The 19,733-nt window shown below is 70.0% G+C and carries 22 protein-coding genes and 1 pseudogene; 6 read left to right on the forward strand and 17 right to left on the reverse strand.

The window, feature by feature from the left end; genetic code table 11:
- The 6 genes from CFB18_RS13080 to CFB18_RS13105 form a co-directional block, all read left to right on the forward strand.
- On the forward strand, nucleotides 1-529 hold a 529-nt coding region (locus CFB18_RS13080; RefSeq protein ID WP_200808223.1), incomplete at its 5' end, for a HEAT repeat domain-containing protein.
- 124 nt (nucleotides 530-653) lie between these two features.
- A complete protein-coding gene (locus CFB18_RS13085) occupies nucleotides 654-1,214 on the forward strand; it encodes a transposase (RefSeq protein WP_088572246.1) in 561 nt (186 codons plus the stop codon).
- Nucleotides 1,215-1,487: 273 nt separating this feature from the next.
- The gene (gene panB, locus CFB18_RS13090; protein WP_088572247.1) at nucleotides 1,488-2,372 is read left to right on the forward strand and encodes a 3-methyl-2-oxobutanoate hydroxymethyltransferase; all 885 of its coding nucleotides are present in this window, start codon (nucleotides 1,488-1,490) and stop codon (nucleotides 2,370-2,372) included.
- A complete protein-coding gene (locus tag CFB18_RS13095) occupies nucleotides 2,372-3,337 on the forward strand; it encodes a ketopantoate reductase family protein (RefSeq protein ID WP_159461758.1) in 966 nt (321 codons plus the stop codon). The genes panB and CFB18_RS13095 overlap by 1 nt, the downstream gene beginning before the upstream one ends.
- A 46-nt stretch (nucleotides 3,338-3,383) precedes the next feature.
- Nucleotides 3,384-4,217 carry a pantoate--beta-alanine ligase gene (gene panC / locus CFB18_RS13100; RefSeq protein ID WP_088572249.1) on the forward strand — a complete coding sequence of 278 codons (834 nt, stop codon included), beginning with the start codon at nucleotides 3,384-3,386 and terminating at the stop codon, nucleotides 4,215-4,217.
- A gap of 221 nt (nucleotides 4,218-4,438) precedes the next feature.
- Nucleotides 4,439-5,209: a type III pantothenate kinase gene (locus CFB18_RS13105; protein WP_088572250.1), complete on the forward strand. Its 771-nt coding sequence runs from the start codon at nucleotides 4,439-4,441 to the stop codon at nucleotides 5,207-5,209.
- 13 nt (nucleotides 5,210-5,222) lie between these two features.
- Here CFB18_RS13105 and CFB18_RS13110 read toward each other — a convergent pair whose 3' ends face one another.
- The 17 genes and pseudogenes from CFB18_RS13110 to CFB18_RS13185 form a co-directional block, all read right to left on the reverse strand.
- Nucleotides 5,223-5,699 carry a hypothetical protein gene (locus CFB18_RS13110; protein WP_088572251.1) on the reverse strand — a complete coding sequence of 159 codons (477 nt, stop codon included), beginning with the start codon at nucleotides 5,697-5,699 and terminating at the stop codon, nucleotides 5,223-5,225.
- 77 nt (nucleotides 5,700-5,776) lie between these two features.
- Nucleotides 5,777-6,874 (reverse strand): hypothetical protein, encoded by a 1,098-nt coding sequence (locus tag CFB18_RS13115; protein ID WP_088572252.1) that lies wholly within the window; start codon nucleotides 6,872-6,874, stop codon nucleotides 5,777-5,779.
- Entirely contained in the window at nucleotides 6,871-8,640 is a 1,770-nt protein-coding gene (locus CFB18_RS13120; RefSeq protein ID WP_088572253.1) for a glutamate mutase L, read from the reverse strand. The genes CFB18_RS13115 and CFB18_RS13120 overlap by 4 nt, the downstream gene beginning before the upstream one ends.
- Before the next feature lie 37 nt (nucleotides 8,641-8,677).
- Nucleotides 8,678-9,301, reverse strand: coding sequence for a hypothetical protein (locus CFB18_RS13125; protein ID WP_088572254.1), 624 nt, complete (start codon nucleotides 9,299-9,301; stop codon nucleotides 8,678-8,680).
- The gene (locus tag CFB18_RS16350) at nucleotides 9,298-11,328 is read right to left on the reverse strand and encodes a zinc ribbon domain-containing protein (protein WP_088572255.1); all 2,031 of its coding nucleotides are present in this window, start codon (nucleotides 11,326-11,328) and stop codon (nucleotides 9,298-9,300) included. The genes CFB18_RS13125 and CFB18_RS16350 overlap by 4 nt, the downstream gene beginning before the upstream one ends.
- Nucleotides 11,329-11,343: 15 nt before the next feature.
- On the reverse strand, nucleotides 11,344-11,967 hold the full coding sequence (locus tag CFB18_RS13135) for a hypothetical protein (RefSeq protein WP_088572256.1): 624 nt from the start codon (nucleotides 11,965-11,967) through the stop codon (nucleotides 11,344-11,346).
- Between the two features lie 12 nt (nucleotides 11,968-11,979).
- The gene (locus tag CFB18_RS13140) at nucleotides 11,980-12,693 is read right to left on the reverse strand and encodes a DUF6754 domain-containing protein (RefSeq protein ID WP_088572257.1); all 714 of its coding nucleotides are present in this window, start codon (nucleotides 12,691-12,693) and stop codon (nucleotides 11,980-11,982) included.
- Nucleotides 12,690-12,896, reverse strand: coding sequence for a hypothetical protein (locus CFB18_RS13145; protein WP_088572258.1), 207 nt, complete (start codon nucleotides 12,894-12,896; stop codon nucleotides 12,690-12,692). The genes CFB18_RS13140 and CFB18_RS13145 overlap by 4 nt, the downstream gene beginning before the upstream one ends.
- Nucleotides 12,897-13,013: 117 nt before the next feature.
- Nucleotides 13,014-13,964 carry an AAA family ATPase gene (locus tag CFB18_RS13150; RefSeq protein ID WP_088572259.1) on the reverse strand — a complete coding sequence of 317 codons (951 nt, stop codon included), beginning with the start codon at nucleotides 13,962-13,964 and terminating at the stop codon, nucleotides 13,014-13,016.
- Nucleotides 13,965-14,058: 94 nt separating this feature from the next.
- Nucleotides 14,059-14,820 carry a hypothetical protein gene (locus CFB18_RS13155; RefSeq protein WP_088572260.1) on the reverse strand — a complete coding sequence of 254 codons (762 nt, stop codon included), beginning with the start codon at nucleotides 14,818-14,820 and terminating at the stop codon, nucleotides 14,059-14,061.
- Complete coding sequence (locus CFB18_RS13160; RefSeq protein ID WP_088572261.1) at nucleotides 14,817-15,605, reverse strand: nucleotidyltransferase family protein; 789 nt, start codon at nucleotides 15,603-15,605, stop codon at nucleotides 14,817-14,819. Before CFB18_RS13160 ends, CFB18_RS13155 begins: the two co-directional genes overlap by 4 nt.
- Nucleotides 15,606-15,694: 89 nt before the next feature.
- Nucleotides 15,695-16,873 carry a class I SAM-dependent rRNA methyltransferase gene (locus CFB18_RS13165; protein WP_088572262.1) on the reverse strand — a complete coding sequence of 393 codons (1,179 nt, stop codon included), beginning with the start codon at nucleotides 16,871-16,873 and terminating at the stop codon, nucleotides 15,695-15,697.
- Nucleotides 16,870-17,838, reverse strand: coding sequence for a DNA polymerase III subunit delta (gene holA / locus CFB18_RS13170; RefSeq protein WP_088572263.1), 969 nt, complete (start codon nucleotides 17,836-17,838; stop codon nucleotides 16,870-16,872). Before holA ends, CFB18_RS13165 begins: the two co-directional genes overlap by 4 nt.
- A 60-nt stretch (nucleotides 17,839-17,898) precedes the next feature.
- Nucleotides 17,899-18,402: a DUF6391 domain-containing protein gene (locus CFB18_RS13175; protein WP_088572264.1), complete on the reverse strand. Its 504-nt coding sequence runs from the start codon at nucleotides 18,400-18,402 to the stop codon at nucleotides 17,899-17,901.
- Between the two features lie 58 nt (nucleotides 18,403-18,460).
- Nucleotides 18,461-18,583: a sortase family protein gene (locus tag CFB18_RS16355; RefSeq protein WP_268808082.1), complete on the reverse strand. Its 123-nt coding sequence runs from the start codon at nucleotides 18,581-18,583 to the stop codon at nucleotides 18,461-18,463.
- Between the two features lie 53 nt (nucleotides 18,584-18,636).
- A pseudogene (locus CFB18_RS16625) lies at nucleotides 18,637-19,101 on the reverse strand (sortase); the annotation flags it as partial.
- Nucleotides 19,065-19,715: a MerR family transcriptional regulator gene (locus tag CFB18_RS13185; protein ID WP_159461759.1), complete on the reverse strand. Its 651-nt coding sequence runs from the start codon at nucleotides 19,713-19,715 to the stop codon at nucleotides 19,065-19,067. The gene CFB18_RS13185 and the pseudogene CFB18_RS16625, both read right to left, overlap by 37 nt.
- Nucleotides 19,716-19,733: the final 18 nt, after the last annotated feature.

Below are 19,733 nucleotides of genomic sequence, written 5' to 3' on the forward strand. Positions count from 1 at the left end.
GGCGCTGGGGAAGATCGGCGACCCCCAGGCCCTCCCCGCCCTCACCCAGGCCCTCCAGGATAAGAATGCGGACGTGCGCTGGGCGGCAGCCGAGGCGTTGTTGAAACTCCTGCCCGCCGCTCCGCCTCAGGACGAGGAGGAGCGCCGTGCCTGGCGAAAGCGACTGGCTTCCATCCGGCGAGCGGCACGGCAGGCCCGCGCATTCGATCTGCTTGCCGCTGTCCTGGAGCGGCAGGCGGCCTGGGCGGCGGCCCTTTCGCCCTGGCAGGACCCCTTGCAACCCCCGCCCGTCCCGGCCTGGCAGGCCTGGGCCCAACGGGTCGGCCGGGGCGCGCTGGCCCTGCTGCTGACGAGCCTGGCGTGGCTGGAGATGGCGGCGCTGACCGGAATGGGAGAACGGCTGGGGGAGGCCGTCCTCCGCTTCATGCAAAGGCAGCCCCTCTGGGCGGCGGCGTTGCTGATCCTCGTTCTGCGCGCGGTAAGGGCGCTGTTGGGCTGGATGGGGGAGGCCTTGTGGAAAAAGAGGTAGGGGCGAAAAATTGGGTTGTGCCCCTTGATCATTGGGCACAACATAGGGTAGGGGCGCAGCGGTGCTGCGCCCCTACATTTTCGTTCGATGCGCAAACGCATCCAAAAGATGACGGAGGTTCCCGATGCCTTACGATCCGCAACGCCATCACCGGCGGTCCATCCGCCTGCCGGGATACGATTACACCCAACCCGGCGCTTATTTCATTACCATCGTCACCTACAACCGGATGCCGCTGTTCGGCGAGATCGTGGATGGAGAGATGCGGTTGAACGAATGCGGAGAGATCGTGCGCGCCGAATGGCTCCAAACCGCCATCGTGCGCCCCTATGTGGTGTTGCACCCTGACGAATTTGTTGTGATGCCCAACCACGTGCATGGGATCATCTGGATCATTGATACGAATGTAGGGGCGACCCGCCGGGTCGCCCCTACAATAACCACTAACCCCCCGCGCGGGCCCGATGCCGGTTCCATCGGCGCCATCATCGGCCAATTCAAATCCATCACTGCCAAACGCATCAACAGCCTGCGGGGCACCCCTGGCGCGCCCGTCTGGCAGCGCAATGATTACGAACACATCATCCGCACTGATAAGGCCCTGGCCCGCATCTGCGCCTACATCCGATCCAACCCCCAGCGTTGGCCCGACGACCCGGAAAACCCGTTCCGGAACCCCTTGTAGGGGCGACCCGGCGGGTCGCCCCTACCCGGATCACCCGGATGCGACAACCCCGAATCGTTGAATCCGTGTTATACTGAAAGCGCCACCGACCCGGATGGGCGGTGAGCCGAAAGGAGATCGACCCCGGATGGATCGCCTGCGACCGCCTGGATTGCCGGCGGGCAACCGGGACGGCGGGGAAGGGAAAGTCCTGTCCCCGATGGCCCCTGTGTCCCCCCACGGCTTCGGGCCGGTCGCCCCTTATTTCCTCACGCGCATCTCCGGGAGGGGACCATGGAGCGCAAAAAGGTCACGGTCCACACGCTGCAGGCCCGCAAGGCCGCCCGCCAGCCGATCACCATGATCACCGCCTACGACTACCCCACCGCCCTGGCGGTGGACCGCGCGGGCGTCGACGTCATCCTCGTCGGCGACTCCCTGGGCATGGTGGTCCTGGGCTACCCCAACACGCTCCCCGTCACGATGGAGGAGATGCTCCACCACGCCAAAGCGGTCGCCCGCGCCCACCCCTCCGCCCTGCTCGTGGGCGACCTCCCCTTCATGGCCTACCAGGCCGACATCGCCGAGGCCGTCCGCAACGCCGGGCGCTTCCTCAAAGAAGCGGGGATGGACGCCGTGAAGCTGGAAGGCGGGCGGGAGATGGCCCCCACGGTGGAGGCCATCGTCCGCGCTGGGATCCCGGTGATGGGCCACATCGGCTTCACCCCCCAGTCCCTCCACCGGCTGGGCGGCTACCGCGTCCAGGGCCGCACGGCCGTCGACGCCCGACGCCTGCTGGAGGACGCCCTGGCCCTGGAGGCCGCCGGATGCTTCGCCATCGTCCTGGAGATGGTGCCCGAGCCGGTGGCCGCCGCCATCACCGAACGCCTGCGCATCCCCACCATCGGCATCGGGGCCGGAGCGGCATGCGATGGCCAGGTGCTGGTCCTGCACGATCTCATCGGGCTCTTCGATCGCTTCACCCCGCGCTTCGCCAAGAAATACGCGGACCTGCACCAGGAGATCGTGCGGGCCGTCCAGGCCTACTGCGAGGACGTGCGGAGCCGGCGGTTCCCGGGCCCGGAGCACACGTTCTCCATGGACCCCGAGGAGCTGGCCGCCTTCCAGGCCATGCTGGAAGCGCTCCCCGCCCCTGCGCCCGTGGCGGAGGCCCGATGATGCGGATCGCGTTGCTGGGCACCGGCGCCCTGGGGACCCTCTTCGGGGTCCGTCTCGCCCGGGTGGCGGAGGTCTGGATGCTGGGCACATGGCGGGAGGCCTTGGAGGCCGCGCGCCATCACGGCCTGCGCCTGATCACCCCCCAGGGGGAGGAAACAGCCTTCGTCACGGTGGCCGAGGATCCGGCGGAGGTCCCTCCGTGCGACGCCGCCCTGATCCTGGTCAAGGCCTACCAGACGGAGCGGGCCGCGCGGTGGGCCCTGCAGGTCCTGAAGCCCGCCGGGATCGCCCTGACCCTCCAGAACGGCTTAGGGCCGTATGAGACGCTCCAGACGGTCCTCGGGCCGGAGCGGGCGTGGCAGGGGGTGACGATGATGGGGGCCACGCTGGAGGCCCCGGGCCGCGCCCGGCTGGGGGGCGAGGGCCCCATCTGGCTCGGCGCCCCTTCCTCGTCCCGGGCGCCGCTGGAGCCCCTCCTCGCGCGCCTGCGGCAAGCCGGGTTCGCCGTGGAGATCCGGGAGGACCTGCGCGGGGTGATCTGGGGGAAGCTGGTGGCCAACACCGCCATCAACCCGGTGACCGCCCTCTTCGATGTCCCGAACGGAGCGTTGCTGGAGCGGCCGACCCTCGGGCGCCTCGCCGGCGCGGTGGCCCGGGAGACGGCCTCCGTGGCCCGGGCCCAGGGGATCCGGCTGCCCTTCGAGGACCCGGCCGCCTTCGTGGCCGAGGTCTGCCGGCGGACGGCGGCCAACTCCTCATCGATGCGGCAGGACCTCCAGCGGGGCCGCCCGACGGAGATCGACGCCCTGAACGGGGCGGTGGCGGCCATCGGACGGGAGCGGGGGATCCCCGTCCCGCTGAACGAAGCCCTCTGGCGGGCCGTGAAAGCCCTGGAGCGGAAACGCGTTCGCGCTCCGGTCTCCCCGCCCCCGAAGGTCCGGGCGGGGGAGATCGTCCCGGGATGAAGAGCGGAATCTGTTTGCGCGCAGATCGCTTGGGGAGGTGATGCGCATGCGCGTGGTTCATACCATTGCGGAAGCCCGCGCCGTCCGCCGGGCGCTCCCTGGCACGTGGGGCTTCGTGCCCACGATGGGCTACCTCCACGAGGGACATCTCTCCCTCGTCCGGCGCGCCCGGGCGGAGAACGACCGCGTCGCCGTGAGCATTTTCGTCAACCCGACCCAGTTCGGTCCCCACGAGGATTACGCCCGCTACCCCCGCGATCTGGAGCGGGACCTCCGGCTTCTGGAGCCCCTGGGGGTGGATCTGGTGTTCGTCCCCTCCGTGGAGGAGATGTATCCCCCGGGCTTCCAGACCTGGGTGATCGTGGAGGAGGTGAGCCGTCCGCTGGAGGGCGCCTCCCGGCCGGGGCACTTCCGGGGTGTGGCCACGGTGGTGGCCAAGCTGTTCAACATCCTCCAGCCGGACCGAGCTTACTTCGGCCAGAAGGACGCCCAGCAGACGGTGGTGATCCGGCGCATGGTGCAGGACCTGAACATCCCGGTGGAGATCGTGATCTGCCCGACGGTGCGGGAGCCGGACGGGCTGGCCATGAGCAGCCGCAACACCTACCTGAACCCGGAGGAGCGGCGGGCGGCTACGGTGCTGTTCCGGGCGCTGCAGGCCGCGAAGGCCCGTTATGAGGCGGGGGAACGGGATGCCGAAGGCCTGCGGGAGGCCATGCGGGAGGTGATCCGGGCGGAGCCCCTCGCCCGCATCGATTACGTCAGCGTGGCGGATCCAGAGACCCTGCAGGAGCTGGAGCGGGTGGAAGGCCCCGCCCTGCTCTCCCTGGCGGTCTACATCGGGACCACCCGGCTGATCGACAACATCATGCTCCCGTAGCCCGGATCCCACTGACCTATGCCCGTAAGAGCGGCTTCAGCCGCGACCCGGCGGGATCGAGAAGACGGGGGCTCGAAATTGGAGGGATGGCTTCCGCTGCCACCCCTTGCGGATCGAAGAGGGAGGTTCGGGGCTAAAGCCCCTCCTACAAAAAACCGATGCGCGGACCACAAAGCCGTTGCCCAGAGGATCCCGCCTGCAGGTATTCAAGGAGTTCCGCAATGTTGCTCTGCCTGGATATCGGTAACACCAACATCAAGGCGGGGGTGTTTGAGGGGGAATCCCTGATCGCCCACTGGCGGTTCTCCACCCAGCGCCACCGCCTGGCCGATGAATACGCCGCCCTCTTCATGCAGCTCTTCGATCTTCATCAAATCCGCCCCCGGGAGATCCGGGGCTGCGCCATCGCCTGCGTGGTCCCGCCCCTGCGCGCGGTGTTCGAGGAGATGGTCCGACACTACCTGGGCCTCGAGCCCCTGATGGTCGGCCCGGGGATCCGCACGGGGATCCGGCTGGCGGTGGAGAACCCGCGGGAGGTAGGGGCGGATCGCGTGGCGAACGCGGTGGCCACCTACCGGCTGTATGGCGGGCCGGCCATCGCCATCGCCTTCGGGACCGCGACAGTGTTCGATGTGATCTCTCGCGACGGGGAATACCTGGGCGGCGCCATCGCCCCAGGGATCCTGGTGGCCGCGGAGGCCCTGGTCACCGCCGCGGCCCAGCTGTATCAGGTGGAGCTGACCCGGCCGCCCCGGGTCATCGGCCGGAACACCATCCAGGCGATGCAATCCGGCCTGATCCTGGGCTTCGCCAGCATGGTCGAGGGGATGATCCAGCGGATCCAGGCGGAGCTGGAGGAGCCGGCCCGAGTGATCGCCACCGGCGGCCTGGCGGACACCATCGCCCACGAGGTCCGCGCCATCCAGGTGGTCGACCCCCACCTCACCCTGCACGGCCTCCGGTTCCTGTTCGAGCTCAACCGCCGGCGGTGAGAACGGCTCCGGTTCAGGAAGCGCCGGGGCGCATCCGCAGGCGCCGGGCCAGGAAGGCCAGCAAGAGCACGCCCATCGCCCCCAGCCCCCAGGCCAGGCCGCTCCCGCCACCGGTCTGAGGCAGCCCGGCCGGCCGCGGGGTGGGTGTGGGGCGGGCCGGGGTTGCCGTCGGCTCCGGAATAGGGGTAGCCGTAGGCTGCCCGGCGAGCTCTACCGTCGGCGTGGGGACCGGGGTGGGGGTCGCCGGCCGGGTCGGGCTGGGGGTCGGGGTGTAGGTCGGCGGCAGCGGACTGGGCGAGGGGATCGGCGTGAAGGTGGGCGCCCCCGCCGGAGCCGCCGGCCCACCCCGAGCCGGGCCGCTCAGGGCCAGATACAGCCCGATGGCAAAGAGCAGGACGACGAACAGCCCCCCCAGGACCAGCAGGGCCAGGATGAACGTTCTGTTCTGCCCCTCCTCCGGGGGCAGCCCCTCCAGATCTACGTCAGCCATCGGAGACGCCTCCTGAACCGGAGGTGGTTGCAGAAAGACCCTTCAGGGCGCGGCGGGCCGGTCCATAACCGCACCTCCTATGAGCGCAGGACCTCCACATTATAAACCGGGACCCGGACGGGACGTTCCTCCCCGTCCAGCCGGATCTCTGCGCACCACATCCGCAGGCCGCTCTCCAGAACCTGCGGGTCCGGGAGGACGCGAAGGACGGTTCCCGTGCGCCCCCGATGCGGCTCCCGCAACAGACGGACATGCAAGCCGGGCTGGAGGACGACCTCCCCCGTCGGCTCCGGCGGCGGGGGGTTCTCCGTCGGGACCGGGATCACGATCTCCGGGCGGCCCGGCGTGCCATCCGGATCCGCGGGAGGATGCAGGATGAAGGCCTCGCGGCCCTGATAAAGGGAGAAGATCCGGAAGATCCCCGGATGCATCGGGAGGCGGCCGAACCCTTCCGTCAGGATCACCGGGAAGGAGAGCTCCCGCAGTCGGGGCAACAGAGAGACCTCCACGCTCCCGGCGATCATCCCTCGCACCTGAAGCCGCTCCGCCTGCTCCAGGGCGCTCGGCTCGATCCACCCACCCCCCACCACGATAGTGCCCTGGACCATGGGATCCAGGACGCGCGCCCGCAACGGCTCCGCCCCGCTGGTGACCACCCGGAGAACTCCGCTGAAATCCGAGCCGCTGGACCAGAAGGCCTGGATCAGGGCGCCCGTGGCTTCGAGGATCGCCCCATATTGAGGGATCACCTCCACAACCACGCCGGGGAACCCGGCCCGGACCTCCAGCGTGCGCGCCCCGGTCCGGATTATCACCCGGCCCCCGCCGGCCGCCACCACCTCCCCGTCCACCGGCGAACGCACCCGCAGGGTGCGCAGTCCCAGGAGGGTCCGTCGGGCAGCCAGCACCTCCTGAGCGCGCACCGATGTGCCGGGCTTGCGCCGCAGATAGGCGAGGGCCCGCTCCGGGGGGACCCGCAGGGGACGGGCGAGATCCACGATCACCACGCCCATCGGCTGCTCGGCGGTGGCAAGCACAGTCGTAGCCTCCACCGTCTCTCCCCGACGCACCCGCACCTTCCCCGGGAGGGGCAGGCGGCGCTCCCGGCGAATGGTCGCCAGGGCCGTAAACGTCACGGACCCGGGATAGAAGCGAGGCGATTCCATCGAGATCACAGGGCACCTCCCAGGGCGCCGACGTCCCAGAGCCAGCGCTGGTTCTGCTCCCGACGGGTTTCCGGATCCTCGGCCAGCCGGAGCGGCCGCCCCCGCCCGTCGACGATCAGGCCCAGCATCCCTCCCGGGATCCGGATCCGCCGGGGCGCCCGCCGGGGTCCCCATCCCAGATCCACCGGGCGTCGCATCCGGAAGCGTCGTAACTCGGTCTCGCCGGCCTCGGGGATGGGCACCACCTCCAGGCGTCCGCCCCGGGCCTCGATCTCATACACCGATTCCGAGCCGTCCGGCCCTCGATGGTGGACCTCGAAGGTGAAGAGCAGCTCATCCGGGGCCACCGGGCTTTCCAGCGCAGGGGCCAGGACCGTGGCCAGGAGGATCCAGGGCCGGCCGGTGATGGCCTCCACCGCGGATCCGGGGTCCAGGGCCGCCAGGGCCCCCAGGCCGGGGAGCAGGCCTACCGGATCCCAGAGCAGGGTGGTGAGCCCGGTCGGCTGGAGGGCGTCGAGAGCGGCCAGCGCCAGGGCCCCGGGTCGGGTATGGGCGGCGAAGGCGCCGCCGCTGAGCAGGATCGGTTCGAAGAAACGGATGGTCCGACCGAGCTCGGGCCAGAGGACGTGGAGGCGTTCCCACGCCTCCGACAGGGCCTCCCGAACGAAGGCCAGCTCGATCCACATCTCCTCCGGGGTTTGAGGGACCGAGAGCGGGTGCAGGGCCTTCGTCCACACCAGCGTCTCCAGGGCTTCCGGAGGGATCTCCTGGGGCAACCACCGGGCAATGCGTTCGTAACCCCGTCGCTGATACAGCGACAGGATCCCCGGGCCGATCCCGCTGTCCGGCTGCACGACCTGAGCCAGCATGCCGCCATAGGCGGCTGCGAGCACCACGTGGCGCCCCCCCACATCGACCACCAGGGCCCCGCGCTCCGGGGTCTCCAGGCTGAGATAGCGGGCCACATGGCTGAGGGCTCGGGCGGTCGGGAGGATCTCGCCACGGGCCCATCCCTGCAACGCCGACAGGCCCGGCAGGCGTATGGCCGCCTGCTCCACGTAGCGTCGATCCAGCTCCTCCACCACCGGGCCGATGCGCTCCACCCCCGGGCGCGGGCGGACGTTCTCCAGCACCCGCAGCGGGATTTGCCGCCCGGCCATGGCCACCGCCTCCTCGCGCAACAACGCGTTCCCGGCGAAAAGGAGCAGCGGGCGCTCCTCCTCCGGGCGCAGCTGGGCCGCCAGGACGGCCGCTTCCAGCAGCGCCTCCACTGGCCGGGTGCCCCCGCCATCCACGCCGCCGGCGATCACCACCACATGGGGCTCCGCCGCGACCAGGGCATACAGCCATTCCTCTTCGGTCCGCCGGGATCCATCGGGCGAGATCACCGAGAGGGCCTCAAGGACCCGCGCGCAGGTCCCCGCCGCCGCGCGATGGAGGCTGGCGAGGCTCCACTCGGGAGCGATGCCCCCCAACACCACTCGCAATGGAGGGGCGGCGCTGAGGGTGATCAAGCAGACGTCCACCCCCGCCCCTGTGGAGAGCTCGGGGGCGATCAAGATCCCCTGGGGATCCAGCAGGGGGCGCCCGGAGATCGCGCTCAGATGCTCCAGGGCGCGGATCGCGCCGAGGAGGACATCCGGATCCGGGCCGCGCAGGGAAGTGGGGGCGCTGGCCGCCGCCACGAAGCGGAAGCGATCCTCCACCCGGGCGAACAGCATCGCCCGGGTCTGCACACTCCCCACATCGATGGTCACCAGGCTCTTCAGGGTCATGCCCTGCTCCCGCCGGTGCGTATCGGAACACGGAATCTCAGGGTCCCCACCGGCTTAGGGCCTGGATCAGGAACTCGGCCCGGCCGATCAGGAGGGAGATCCCGGTGATGAGGGCGCTGCCGAACAGCGCGCCCAGGGTGAAGGCCCACACCGCCCGTCCCAACCCCTGCAGACCCCCCCATGCGGCGCTCAGGGCAGGGGACCGCACCGGCGGGCGGTAGAACTGGGCGGCCAGCAGCGCGAGCAACGTCGCCGCCAGCCCCAGGGTGAACCCCTGGCCCGCCCCCGCGGCCACTTGAGGCCCGATGGTCCCGAACAGCGCCCCCGCCCCTGCGATCCCCAGGCCCACGCCTAGGGCGATGGCGAGACCCAGATCCCCCAGGATCCCCAGCCGCGGCACGCCTTTCGCCAGGACCAGAAGCCCCAACCCAAGCTGTAGGAGAAGAAAAGCCCGTCGGGCCGGATCCGCCGCCACGGGAAGCGCCCGCCACTGCGGGATCAGGACGTTCCACAGCATCACGGCCGTGAAATACCCGATGCTCAGTCCCACCAGCAGGCTGGCGGCCAGCCGATAGACCGCCGTGTCCTCGATCAGATAGCTCAGGATCATCAGAGTGAGAAGGACCGCCAGAGCGGTCCCCACGGCCTCCATCGGGTTCATCCCTCCCTCCGGCGCGCGGCGAACAGGCTGATCCCCAACCCGACGCCGATCAGGGCGGCAACGAGCACTTGAAGCAACGCCTGCGCCTGTAGATCAAAGAAGGCCGGGCTGCCCTCCGCCACCTCGCCCTCCAGCAGCAGCGCGTCCCGCAAGCCGGCGGCCACCGCCCGGAGCTGGCCGCTCTCCTGATACGGGGCCGCATAGGGCGCGATGCCGGCGCTCACCGCCGCGATCACCGGCACTTCCGGGGGGAGGATCCCCCGGGCCTGCTGCAGCCAGCCTCGCAGGGCCTCCGGGGAACCGGTGATCAGCACCACCAGGCTCACCCGGGCCGCCAGCGGCTCCTCCCCCAAATCCCGGGCCATGGGCAGATCCAGCACCGGCCGTCCGGTGTAATCGGCGGGGAACCGGCGCAGCGGCTGGCTCAACAGACGGGCGATCGCCACCTCATGCCCGGGCACATACCCCAGATGCATCACCCGCTCCCCATAGTCCGGCCGCGCCAGGACCACGGAGGCGGCCTGGGCCGCTCCCCAGGGGCTGAGGCTCACCGTCAGGGCCCGCACCCCACGGTCCGACAGCCGCTGCAGCACCCCCCTCAGGAAGCCGTCCAGCTCCGCCGCGCGGTCCGGCCCATACTCCACCGCCACCAGCGCCAGCCCTCCGGATGGGGCCTCATCCAGCGCGGCGACGAAGGCCGTCGGCGGCGTCAGAAGGGCAGGCCGGAAGAAGGGCAGCGGCCAGTAAAGGCCAAGGATCAACGCCACGAGGATCAGGGCGAACAACAACCCGCGCTCCACCGCCTGGGCCAGACCGGCTGAGGCCGGCTCCGCCACCCGCTCGCCGATCAGGAAGGTCAGGCCCTGGGCGAGCAGACTCCCCCAGGCCTCCGCCCGCGTCTGGAGCTCCGGGATCGGCTCGGCCCGAAGACGGGCGGGAGGGCCCTGGACCTCCACCAGCCGGGGATGTCGTGGGAGCACATCCACCAGCCCCGCCAGCGGACCCTGTTCCTCTACCACCACCGGCTCCAGAGGCAGGAGCGCCTCCGCCGGCGCCTCTCCGCCCTCCTCGGCGACCGGCCGGAGGGTCTGCAACCACTCCGGCATCTCCGCCAGCACTGCCTCCAGGTCGGTGAAGGGCGGGACCTCCTCTGGAGGCGGGGGTGGAGGCGCTTCCTCCAGCTGGAAGGGCGCTGTCGCCGGCGGCGCCGTCATGACCTCCTCCGGGAGCTCCTCGGCCAGAAGAGGAGGGGCCTGGGCAGGGACCTCCTCCTCCGATGAACCGGGCGGAGGCGCCTCCGTCAGCCCCAGCTCCTTCCACCATTCCGGCAGCTCCTCCCCCTCCGGCCGTGGAGGAGGAAGAGCCTCCACTGCCTCGCCGCCCAGAGAAGGGGCTTCGATCGCGGGAGGACGCTCCGCCTCTTCCTCCAGCGAGAAGAAGGTGAACGGAGCCGTCTCCGGCGGGGGAGCCTCCTCACCTGAGAAGCCCGCTTCGCTGACCGGAGGGGTTTCCTCGAGCTCTGGGAACGGGGATGCCTCGGTCTCCGGAGGCATCCCCGGCGGAACGGCCATCCCGGTCTCCGCCTCCGGGGGCATGGCCTCCGGCTCCATTCCTTCCGAGAAGGGAAGGATCGGAGCTTCAGGGCCCGAAGGGGGGGCCTCCCCCGGACCCTGCGCTTCTTCCACCGGCGGCGCCCCGAACGGCGGGCGTTCCTCCTCGACGGTTTCCGGGAAAGCGGGAGGCGCTTCCGGGAACAGATCCTCCACCGCAAGCAGCCATTCCGGCATCCCAGGCTCCGGGGGCGCTCCGGCTGCCTCCTCCCGCCTTACTTCCCCTTCCTCCTCCGCTCCCTTCAGCCGGACACCGCACTGCTCACAGAACACGGCCTCGGGCGGGTTCCGGTATCCGCAGACGGCGCAGAGGGTTCCCTCGATCTCCCCGGGGCCAGCCACCAGATCTGCCCCACAACGGGTGCAAATTTGCGCCTCCTCCGGATAAAGCGCCCCACAAACCGGACAGCGTCGCATCGGCTTCCTCCCGGATCAACGGCCCATAGGCCGATCCAGCCCCAGGGCGATCCGCAGCATCATGACCACCACCCCCAACGCCACGCCCAGCAGGATCCCCCGGACCCCTCCGGTGATCAGGGGATCCACTACCGCGTGGGACAGGGGACCCCAAAGCAGCGGGAGGGGGGTGCCGCCGGAGCGGAGGATCAGGACGCTCAGGACGCCGGCGGTGAACAGCAGGGCTTCGACCGAGGGTCGAGCGCGCAGCCGGCGCCAGAGGGCAAGGATCATAAAGAAGGGAAGCAGCGCGCCCAGCGAGGCCTCGAGGGGCAGCACCCCATATTGATAGATCCACATCATCCAGGGGCCGGCGAGCCCGCTGCCCCGGATCCATCCTTCGCCTGCGGCGAGGATCAGGACGGCGAGGGCGCTCAGGACGGTGACCAGGCTATACGGCCATCCCTCCTCCTGGAGGCGGATCCGACGGAGGTGGGCGTCCAGGAAGGCCAGGAAGGCCACCAGCGTGGCATACGCCAGGAGCGTGGAACCCAGCTCGGTCAGGGCCTGGCGGAGCGCCGGCTGGGGCCACAGATACGGCACCAGGGCGAGAAGGATCGCCAGGCTCAGAACCCCGGTGAACACCACCCGCCGGATCATCCCGTCCCTCCTTCACCCACGTCCCATCGCCCCCAGCGCGGCGGCGATGAGGAGCCCGATCAGCAACCAGCGGAGCAGATCGTGAGCCAGCCAGCGCCCCGGGGTATCCTCACGGGGCGCTGCGGTGAGGGCCTCCTCCCCCACTGCGGTGGAAGGGTCCAAAGGCCACAGCGCCGCCGCCCCCAAGGGATCCGGCATGGCGAAGAGAGAGACCGCCCCCTCCCGCTGGCCCGCCTCGCCGGCGAGGATCGCCTCCTCCCGAAAGGACCCGCTTAGGATATTGGCGGCGACCGGCCGGAGGCCCATGGAGAGGGTCAGGCCGGCGATGTAGGCCATCGGGCTGGCGCCAGCCCATTCGATGCGATCCAGGGGAGGAGAGGGCATCGCCGGCAGCCGGGCGGCCTCCTGGAAGAGATGTCGCGCATACAGCAGCGCCACGGGATCGGCCACAGCCACCCAGGGAGGGACCTCCCCCGTTAGCACATCCCCCAGCGCCCGCTCCAGGGACCTGGCCGCGCTCAGGGTGAACGCGGCCTCGCCGCCGAGCAGCCCGCCGGATCCCAGCGCGAACTGGAGGGGCTGGCCGGTCTCCAGCGAGCGCCCGACCTGGAAGGGGATCTGCCGGAAGGATTCGAGGGCACGGGGGGAGAGGCGGATCCGCCGCCCGCCGTAGACCGCCGCCAGCGTCAGCGCCGCAGCGATCAGCAACAGGACGCCTATGGTCATCGGGGATCCTCCCGGCCTGGCCTTCGGGGGGCGGATTCAAGGACGGCGATCCAACGGGCGAGAGGCTCCGCACCGATCCACGGGCGCAGGAGCCAGAGGCCCTGGGCCAGCGGGAACCGCAGGGGCGCGAAGGCCTCCAGGATCCATTCGAGATCCGCAAGCGGAACGCTGCCCACGCGCTGAGGATCTTCCGGCCTGCCCATCCGCCACCTCGCTCCTGGAGCCTTCGGGTGAAACCCGCAGATCCGATGATCGGCTCGAGTATACCCGATTTCCGCCGCTTTCAAAACAGAAGGCATCCTCCCCGACGGGCCGGGCGGCTACGCCAGGGCGGCGCCGGGCACCGGAACCCGGTTCATGATCTCCTCCAGAACCTGCTCCGGGGTAACCTCCCGCATGCGGGCGGTGGGATGAAGGATCAGGCGATGGGCCAGGCAGGGCTGGACCAGGGCCTTGATGTCGTCGGGGATCACGTAATCCCGCCCCCACAGGACGGCCCGGGCTTGCGCGGTGCGGAACAGCGCCAGCGTCCCTCGCGGGCTGGCCCCCAGATAGACGTCCGGATGCTCCCGGGTGCGCTCCACGATCTCCAGGAGATAGCCTCGGATCTCCGCGGAGACGTGGACGCCTCGGATCTCCTCTTGCGCGCGGCGCAGCTCCTCCAGCCGCACCACCTGGTCGAGGGTCTCGATGGGGTGGCGGAACTGCTGGGCCTCCAGGATCGCCAGCTCGTCCTTGCGGGCCGGATAACCCAGACGGATGCGCAACATAAACCGGTCCAGCTCCGCCTCGGGCAGCGGGAAGGTGCCCTCATACTCGATGGGGTTCTGGGTCGCCAGCACCAGGAACGGCTGAGGGAGAGGATAGGTGACGCCGTCGACGCTCACCTGCCGCTCCTCCATCGCCTCCAGCAGGGCAGCCTGGGTCTTCGGCGTGGCCCGGTTGATCTCATCCGCCAGGACGATGTTCGCCATGATCGGCCCGGGGCGGAACTCGAACGTGCGGGTGCCGGGGTTGAAGATCGAGACGCCGGTGATATCGCTGGGCAGCATGTCCGGCGTGAACTGGATCCGCCGGAAGGTTCCCCCGATGGAGCGGGCCATGGCCTTGGCCAGCATGGTCTTGCCCACGCCGGGCACGTCCTCGATGAGCAGGTGGCCCTGGGCCAGGAGCCCGATGACCGCCAGCTCCACCGCCTCCCGCTTCCCGAAAATCACCTGCTCGATGTTCCCCACCAGCCGGCGGGCAACCTCCTGCGCAAACCCGTCCATTTCGGATCCTCCATCACAATCGGATCCCCTGCCCCGGGCGGACGACCTCCTCTCCTCCTTTGATTTTAGAGGCTGCTTATCTGAAGATCCACCTCTATGGGAAGAGGGGGGAAAGCGGGGGCGTGGGCGGAGGGGAGAGCATCGGCGTGGGCGTGGGCACCGACGGAGGCGGCGGCTCCTCGGTCGGAGGGGCAGACGGCTGGGAGCCCCCCCCAAGCTCCTCCGTTGGGGATCCGCTTCGGGAGGGTGGGGCGGGTGTCGGGGATCGCTGCGGCTCCCTCTTAGGCGTCCCGGGTGGGATCGAGGGGGTCTCCAATGAAAGGGTGGGACGCTGGATCTCGATCACCACCCATGGGGTTCGAAGGGCCGGCGATGGACCTTCCTCGGCGACCGCGAGCCCCCGCCCCCCGAACCGCACCGCGGGGAGCCCGAAGGCCAGGGTCATCGCCAGCCCGACTCCACCGGCGGTGGCCAGGGCGCGCTGCCAGGGCTTCCAGGCGTCCGGGAGAGCGGCCCCCGTGAGGACTGCCCCCGCCAGGGTGAACAGCGGCCCCTTCCCGATCTCCCGGGCGGGATCCGCTGCCAAGGCCGCAGCCGTCTGCCAGGCGCTCAGCCAAGCCCCCAGGGCACCCACGGCGGCGAGGAAGGCCAGGACCCCCAGGATCGGCCGAGCCCGGGGCGATCCCCGGATGGCCCAGGGCAGCCAGAGGGCGGGCACGCTGACCATCAGGACCAGCACCCCCCATCCGTCCAGCCCCCGGGCCGCAGGGCCTGCCCCCCAGGGGAGCATCGTCCCTGCCAGCATCAGGGCGGGCCCCAGCATCCGCAAGGCAGGGGAGGGCGTCTCCGCGTTCATGGCTCCCGGCGCCCGGTGAGGGAATCGAGGAACGCCATCAGCGAGGTTCGAAGCTCCCGAAACGTCTCCGCCATCCGCTCCGCCAGCGGCCGACATCGCTCCCACTCCAGCTCGAATCCATAAGTATGGCGGAACAGATGTCGGAAACGAAGGTAATCCGAGAGGCGGGATCCCAGAGCGGGGTCGATCACGGCGGGTCGGGATTCCCCCCACGGGCTCATCATCCGCCACAGCAAATCGGTATGCCAGTGAGGGCCGGCAGGGAGGTCCCCGTCGATCCGCACCGCGATCCGCTCGAAGATCCGTTCGATGCCGGTGTAGAAATCGTGCAGGATGCTCCCGAGGCTGCGCAGGGCGAACTCGTCGGGCTCGCCGGTCCAGCGGCTCATCAGCCGCTCCAGGCTCTGGACCCGCCGCTCCAGCCGGGCGAGCTCCAGCGCGATCTCCCGACGCAGGGCTTCCGTTGGCTCGATGGGCATCTCCTCCTCCCCCAGGATATGGGCGCGCAGCGTGGGAGGGGCGCTCTCCAGGGGGATCAGGTCCAGCTCCATGCCCTCCGGGAGGAGCGCCCAGCACTCCCGCAGGGCGTCGAAGTAACGCTCCGGCGCCAGCCCTTCCACGGCGATATCGATGTCCGAGCGCGCGTGCCAGGGGCTCTGGCCGGCCAGGGAGCCGAAGATAAAGACCCGTCGCGCCCCGAAACGGCGGCGTAACAAGTCCGCGCACGCCCGAGCCGCCTCCCAGGCCGCTGCCCGCCGGCTTTCCAGCTTCTCATCCTTGGCCATCGGACCATCGCTCCTACCCGCGCGAACGGCTTCCCCATGATAACCTGGGTTCTCCGGCCGTGCATCGTGCCTCGGTTCAGGATCCGCGCTCATCCCTGCTTCTCCACGATCAGCGTCTTCAGGTAAAGGGTCTCCGGGATCTGCAGGATCCATGGGTGATCCGGCGGCTGATAGGTGACATCCCGGACGACCAGGCGGCAGCCCACGTCGGCTGCCGCCAGGCGGACGGCCTCGATCAGATCCTCCAGGCGGACCGGATAGGCGCACGAGGAGAAGAACAGCACCCCGCCCTCCTCCAGCAGGCGCAGGGCGAACGCGGCCATCTCCACGAACCGTCGGCGCACTCCCCGCTCCCATTCCGTCCGTCGTTTCACCATTGCGGGCGGATCCAGGACCACGTGGGTGAACCGCCTTCCCTCCGCAAGCAACGCCTCCATCATCTCCAGGGCATCCCCCAGGCGGACGGTGATCCGGGAAGCCAGGCCGTTGCGGGCCGCGTTGCGCTCCGCCTGCTGCAACGCCCATGGGTCCTTGTCGATGACCATCGCCGTCGCCCCCGCGGCGGCCGCGTGGATGGCAAAGGTCCCGATGTAGCCGTAAACGTCCAGCACCCGATCCCCCGGCCGCACCATCCCTCGCAACCGCCGGCGGTTCTCCCGCTGATCCAGATAGAACCCGGTCTTCTGCCCGCGGATCGCGCTGGTCTCGAAGACCAGCCCGTCCTCCTCCACCTCCAGCGGATCCGGGATCTCCCCCCACAGCCGGCCGGCCCGCGGCTCCAGCCCCTCGTCCTCCCGGGCCTCCACATCGCTGCGCTCATAAATCCCGCGGGGGGCGAAGCGCTCACGCAGCGCACCCACCAGGATCTCCCGCCAGCGCTCCATCCCCAGGTTCCGGATCTGCACCACCAGGACATCGCCGTAGCGATCGATGATCAGCCCGGGGAGCCCATCTGCCTCCCCGTGGACCAGGCGGACGGCGTTTGTGTCCCGGATGCTCCTTCGCCGGTCGGCGGCCTCCGCCAGGCGCCTCCGGAGCCACCCCGAATCCACGGGCTCGTCCCCCCGGGTGAGCATCCGAAGGGGGATATGGGCCGCGGGGTTGTAGAACGCCCTCCCCACCAGCGTCCCCGTGGCGTCCCGAACCTCCACGACGGCCCCCGGCTCCGGGTCCCCGTGAACGCGGGCGATGTCATCGTGGAAGGCCCATGGGTAGAAATTGCGGAGCTTGCGCTCCGCGTGGGGCTTGAGAACGATCCACGCCTTCATACGGCTTCCCGTCGGCCCACCGAGACGATGAACGTCTCCAGCGCCACCACATCCGGGACCTGGCCGGTTTTGATGGCCAGGTCCAGCTCCGCCAGGCTCCGGTAGAAGGTTTCCAGCTGGGGGATCGAGAAGGCGACCGCGGACTCGGCGATCTTGCGCGCCGCATACGGATGAAGGCCCAGCAGGTTTCCGGCCTCCGCGGGGGAGAGGCCCCGTTCCAGCTGTTCCTTCATCAGGAGCATCAGACGGAACTGGCGGACGATCATGCCGAACAGCCCGAGGGGGTGCTCTCCTTCCTCCAGGAGCCGGTGGAGGGCGGCCAGGGCCCGGCGCACATCCCGCCGTCCTAAAGCCTCCGTGAGCTCGAAGAGGCTGATCGGCGCCGCGTAGGGGACCAGCCGCTCCACATCCTGCGGGGTGACGGGACGGCCGGCAGCCCATGCGGAGAGCTTGCGGATCTCCTGATCCAGCAGGCGGAGATCCGTGATCAGGGCGGCCAGGGCGGAGGCCGCCTGCGGGGTGAAGGTCCCGCCGTATCGCCGGGCCCGCTCCATCACCCATTCCGGGAGGGCCCGGGGAGGCGGCAGGGGGAAATGCCGGACCTCCGCCTGATCCAGACGCGCCGCCATCCAGCGCAACAGCGGATGATCCTCCGGGAGGGTCTTTCGCTCGATCAGGACCAGGAGGGTGGTGGGCGGGACGGCGGCGAGGGCCTGTCGGAAGGCCTCGTCCTCCTGGGCCCGCCGGCGCTCCCGGGCGAACCATCCCTCCACGACGACCAGGCGCCGCGAGGCCAGGAAGGGCATCGCCGCGCATGCCGCCTGCAGCTCCGCCGGGGAGATCCGCCGGCCGTCCAGAACGATTACGTTCATGGACTGGGCGGCCGCATCCCCCACCTCGCCGCGCAGCTCCCGCAGGGCCTCCTCGATCTCTAGCTCGTTTTCACCGTGGAAGAGGAAGATCATCGGCAGTATTCCACGAATGATTCACGCAGTTCCCTGGCTACGACCTCGGGTTCCGGACGCTCATCCGCCCCGGGTCTCCACGAAGTGGACCCGGACGAAGCCGCCGGGGAGGGCCCGCACCCCCACGATCTCCAGATCCCCCGGGTCAGCCCGGGTGGTGACGTGGGCCTGCAGCCATGGGCCCAGGGGTTGCACAGCGATCAACGTGAGCACGGTGGCGAAGATCACCAGGGGGAGAACGTCGCGACGCCGGCGATGGGGCACCAGGCCCAGGGTGAGAAAGGCCGCCAGGCCGGCGGAGGTGCCAGAGGCCACGTAGTTGGTCCCGCAACCCGGATGGATCGCCCAGTGATGCTCGCCTCGACGCAATCGCTCCAGGGCCTCACGGGCCGCAGCGATCACCGCCTCCATCGGCACGTTCCCGTAAACGTAGAACCCGAAAGGGGTGGAGCGACCGGCCATGGGCAGGCCGGGGAACCGCTGGCTGAGCAGATGGATCGTGGCGTGCTCCAGCGCATGGTTGCGCCGGATCCGCCGCAACGGCGTCCAATCCAGGATCGACATCCCGACCTCCAGTCCGGAAAGTTCGCATGAGCGCTCGCGCGCGCCGCGCCCGGCGCCCTCACGGGGCTGGGCGGGCCACCACGATCAGGCGATGGGTGTTGTTCTCTGGCGGCCAGCACGGGACCAGGGTGAGGCCCTCCTCCGGGGTGAGCAGGATCCACGCCAGATTCCGCTGCCGCACCTTCGGAGGCTGACCTTCCCCCGGCAGGATGTGGATCCCCTCCATCTGAACCCGTAGGCCTGGCGGGAGGTCTCCACCCGGATCCGCTGACCCGGGCGCAGGCGATGGAGGGCGCGGAAGGCCTTCCCCTTGATGTTGTGGTGGCCGATCAGGACCACATTGCCCCCCTGGCCGGGCGCCGCCGGGGTGAGAAGCCAGCCGGCGGCGAACCCGCGGGGAGGCTCCCAGGTGATGAAGACCTGGCTCCCCTCCGTCATCGTGGTCAGGCGCGCCGGGACCACCGGGGCCTCCAGCCCGATGTCCGAGATGATCGAGCGGATGGGGGGATCCGCCATCGCCCTGGAGGACGGCGAGCGGGTCGCTGGGGCTGCGGAAGGCCCCCGGGGTGGAAGTGGAAGGGGTTCAGGATCCCGGGGGGTGGACCAGGCCGTCGCGAGCCCGGCGGCCCCGAGGAGCAGCCCCGCTCCGATCAGGAGGCTGCTCAGCCGGTTGCCGGACGGACGACGGCCTGATCCCATGGCGCGCGCTCCAGATATCCCCCCACCATCGCCAGCAACGTTTCGTTGTAAAAAGCGAGGATGTCCCGATAGACCTCGCGCCAGCGCTCCGGCGCCCCGCCCAGCTCCACCATCCGGAACACGCTCTCCAGGAGGTGGCCGCCGAAGTGGAGGAACGCCCGCAACAGGTCTTCCAGCCCCAGCCCGGCCGCGTGCGCCTGCTCGGCGTAACGTTGCCCGATCCGGCGGGGGCGGTGCGGGTCGTGATCCCGGATGTAAGCCTGGAGCTCCTCCAGGAGCTGGTAGCACGTGGCCTGGAACTCTTGAGCGATAGGGCCGCGCATCCGTTCGAACCAGGGGGCCTGAGGGCCGACTCCCCGGGCGAGCTCCAGACGGAGCTGGCCCAGGGTGTAAGTGATCAGCATGCGCACCCCGGGCTCCGCGCCGTGGGCCTGCAGCCAGGCTTCCAGATCCTTGCGGGCGAACCGCCGATGCCCCCCGGCGGTCCGCTGGGAGGGGATGCGCCCGGCATCCGCCCACGCCCGCAGCGTGGCCGGGTGCACCCCCAGCATCGCCGCCGCCTCTTTCAGAGAAAGCCACTCCCCGGTGGGATTCCTCGTTTTTCGCTTCCCCATCATCTCCCCCCTGGATCC

The sequence above is a fragment of the Thermoflexus hugenholtzii JAD2 genome, assembly GCF_900187885.1.
Lineage (GTDB): Bacteria > Chloroflexota > Anaerolineae > Thermoflexales > Thermoflexaceae > Thermoflexus > Thermoflexus hugenholtzii.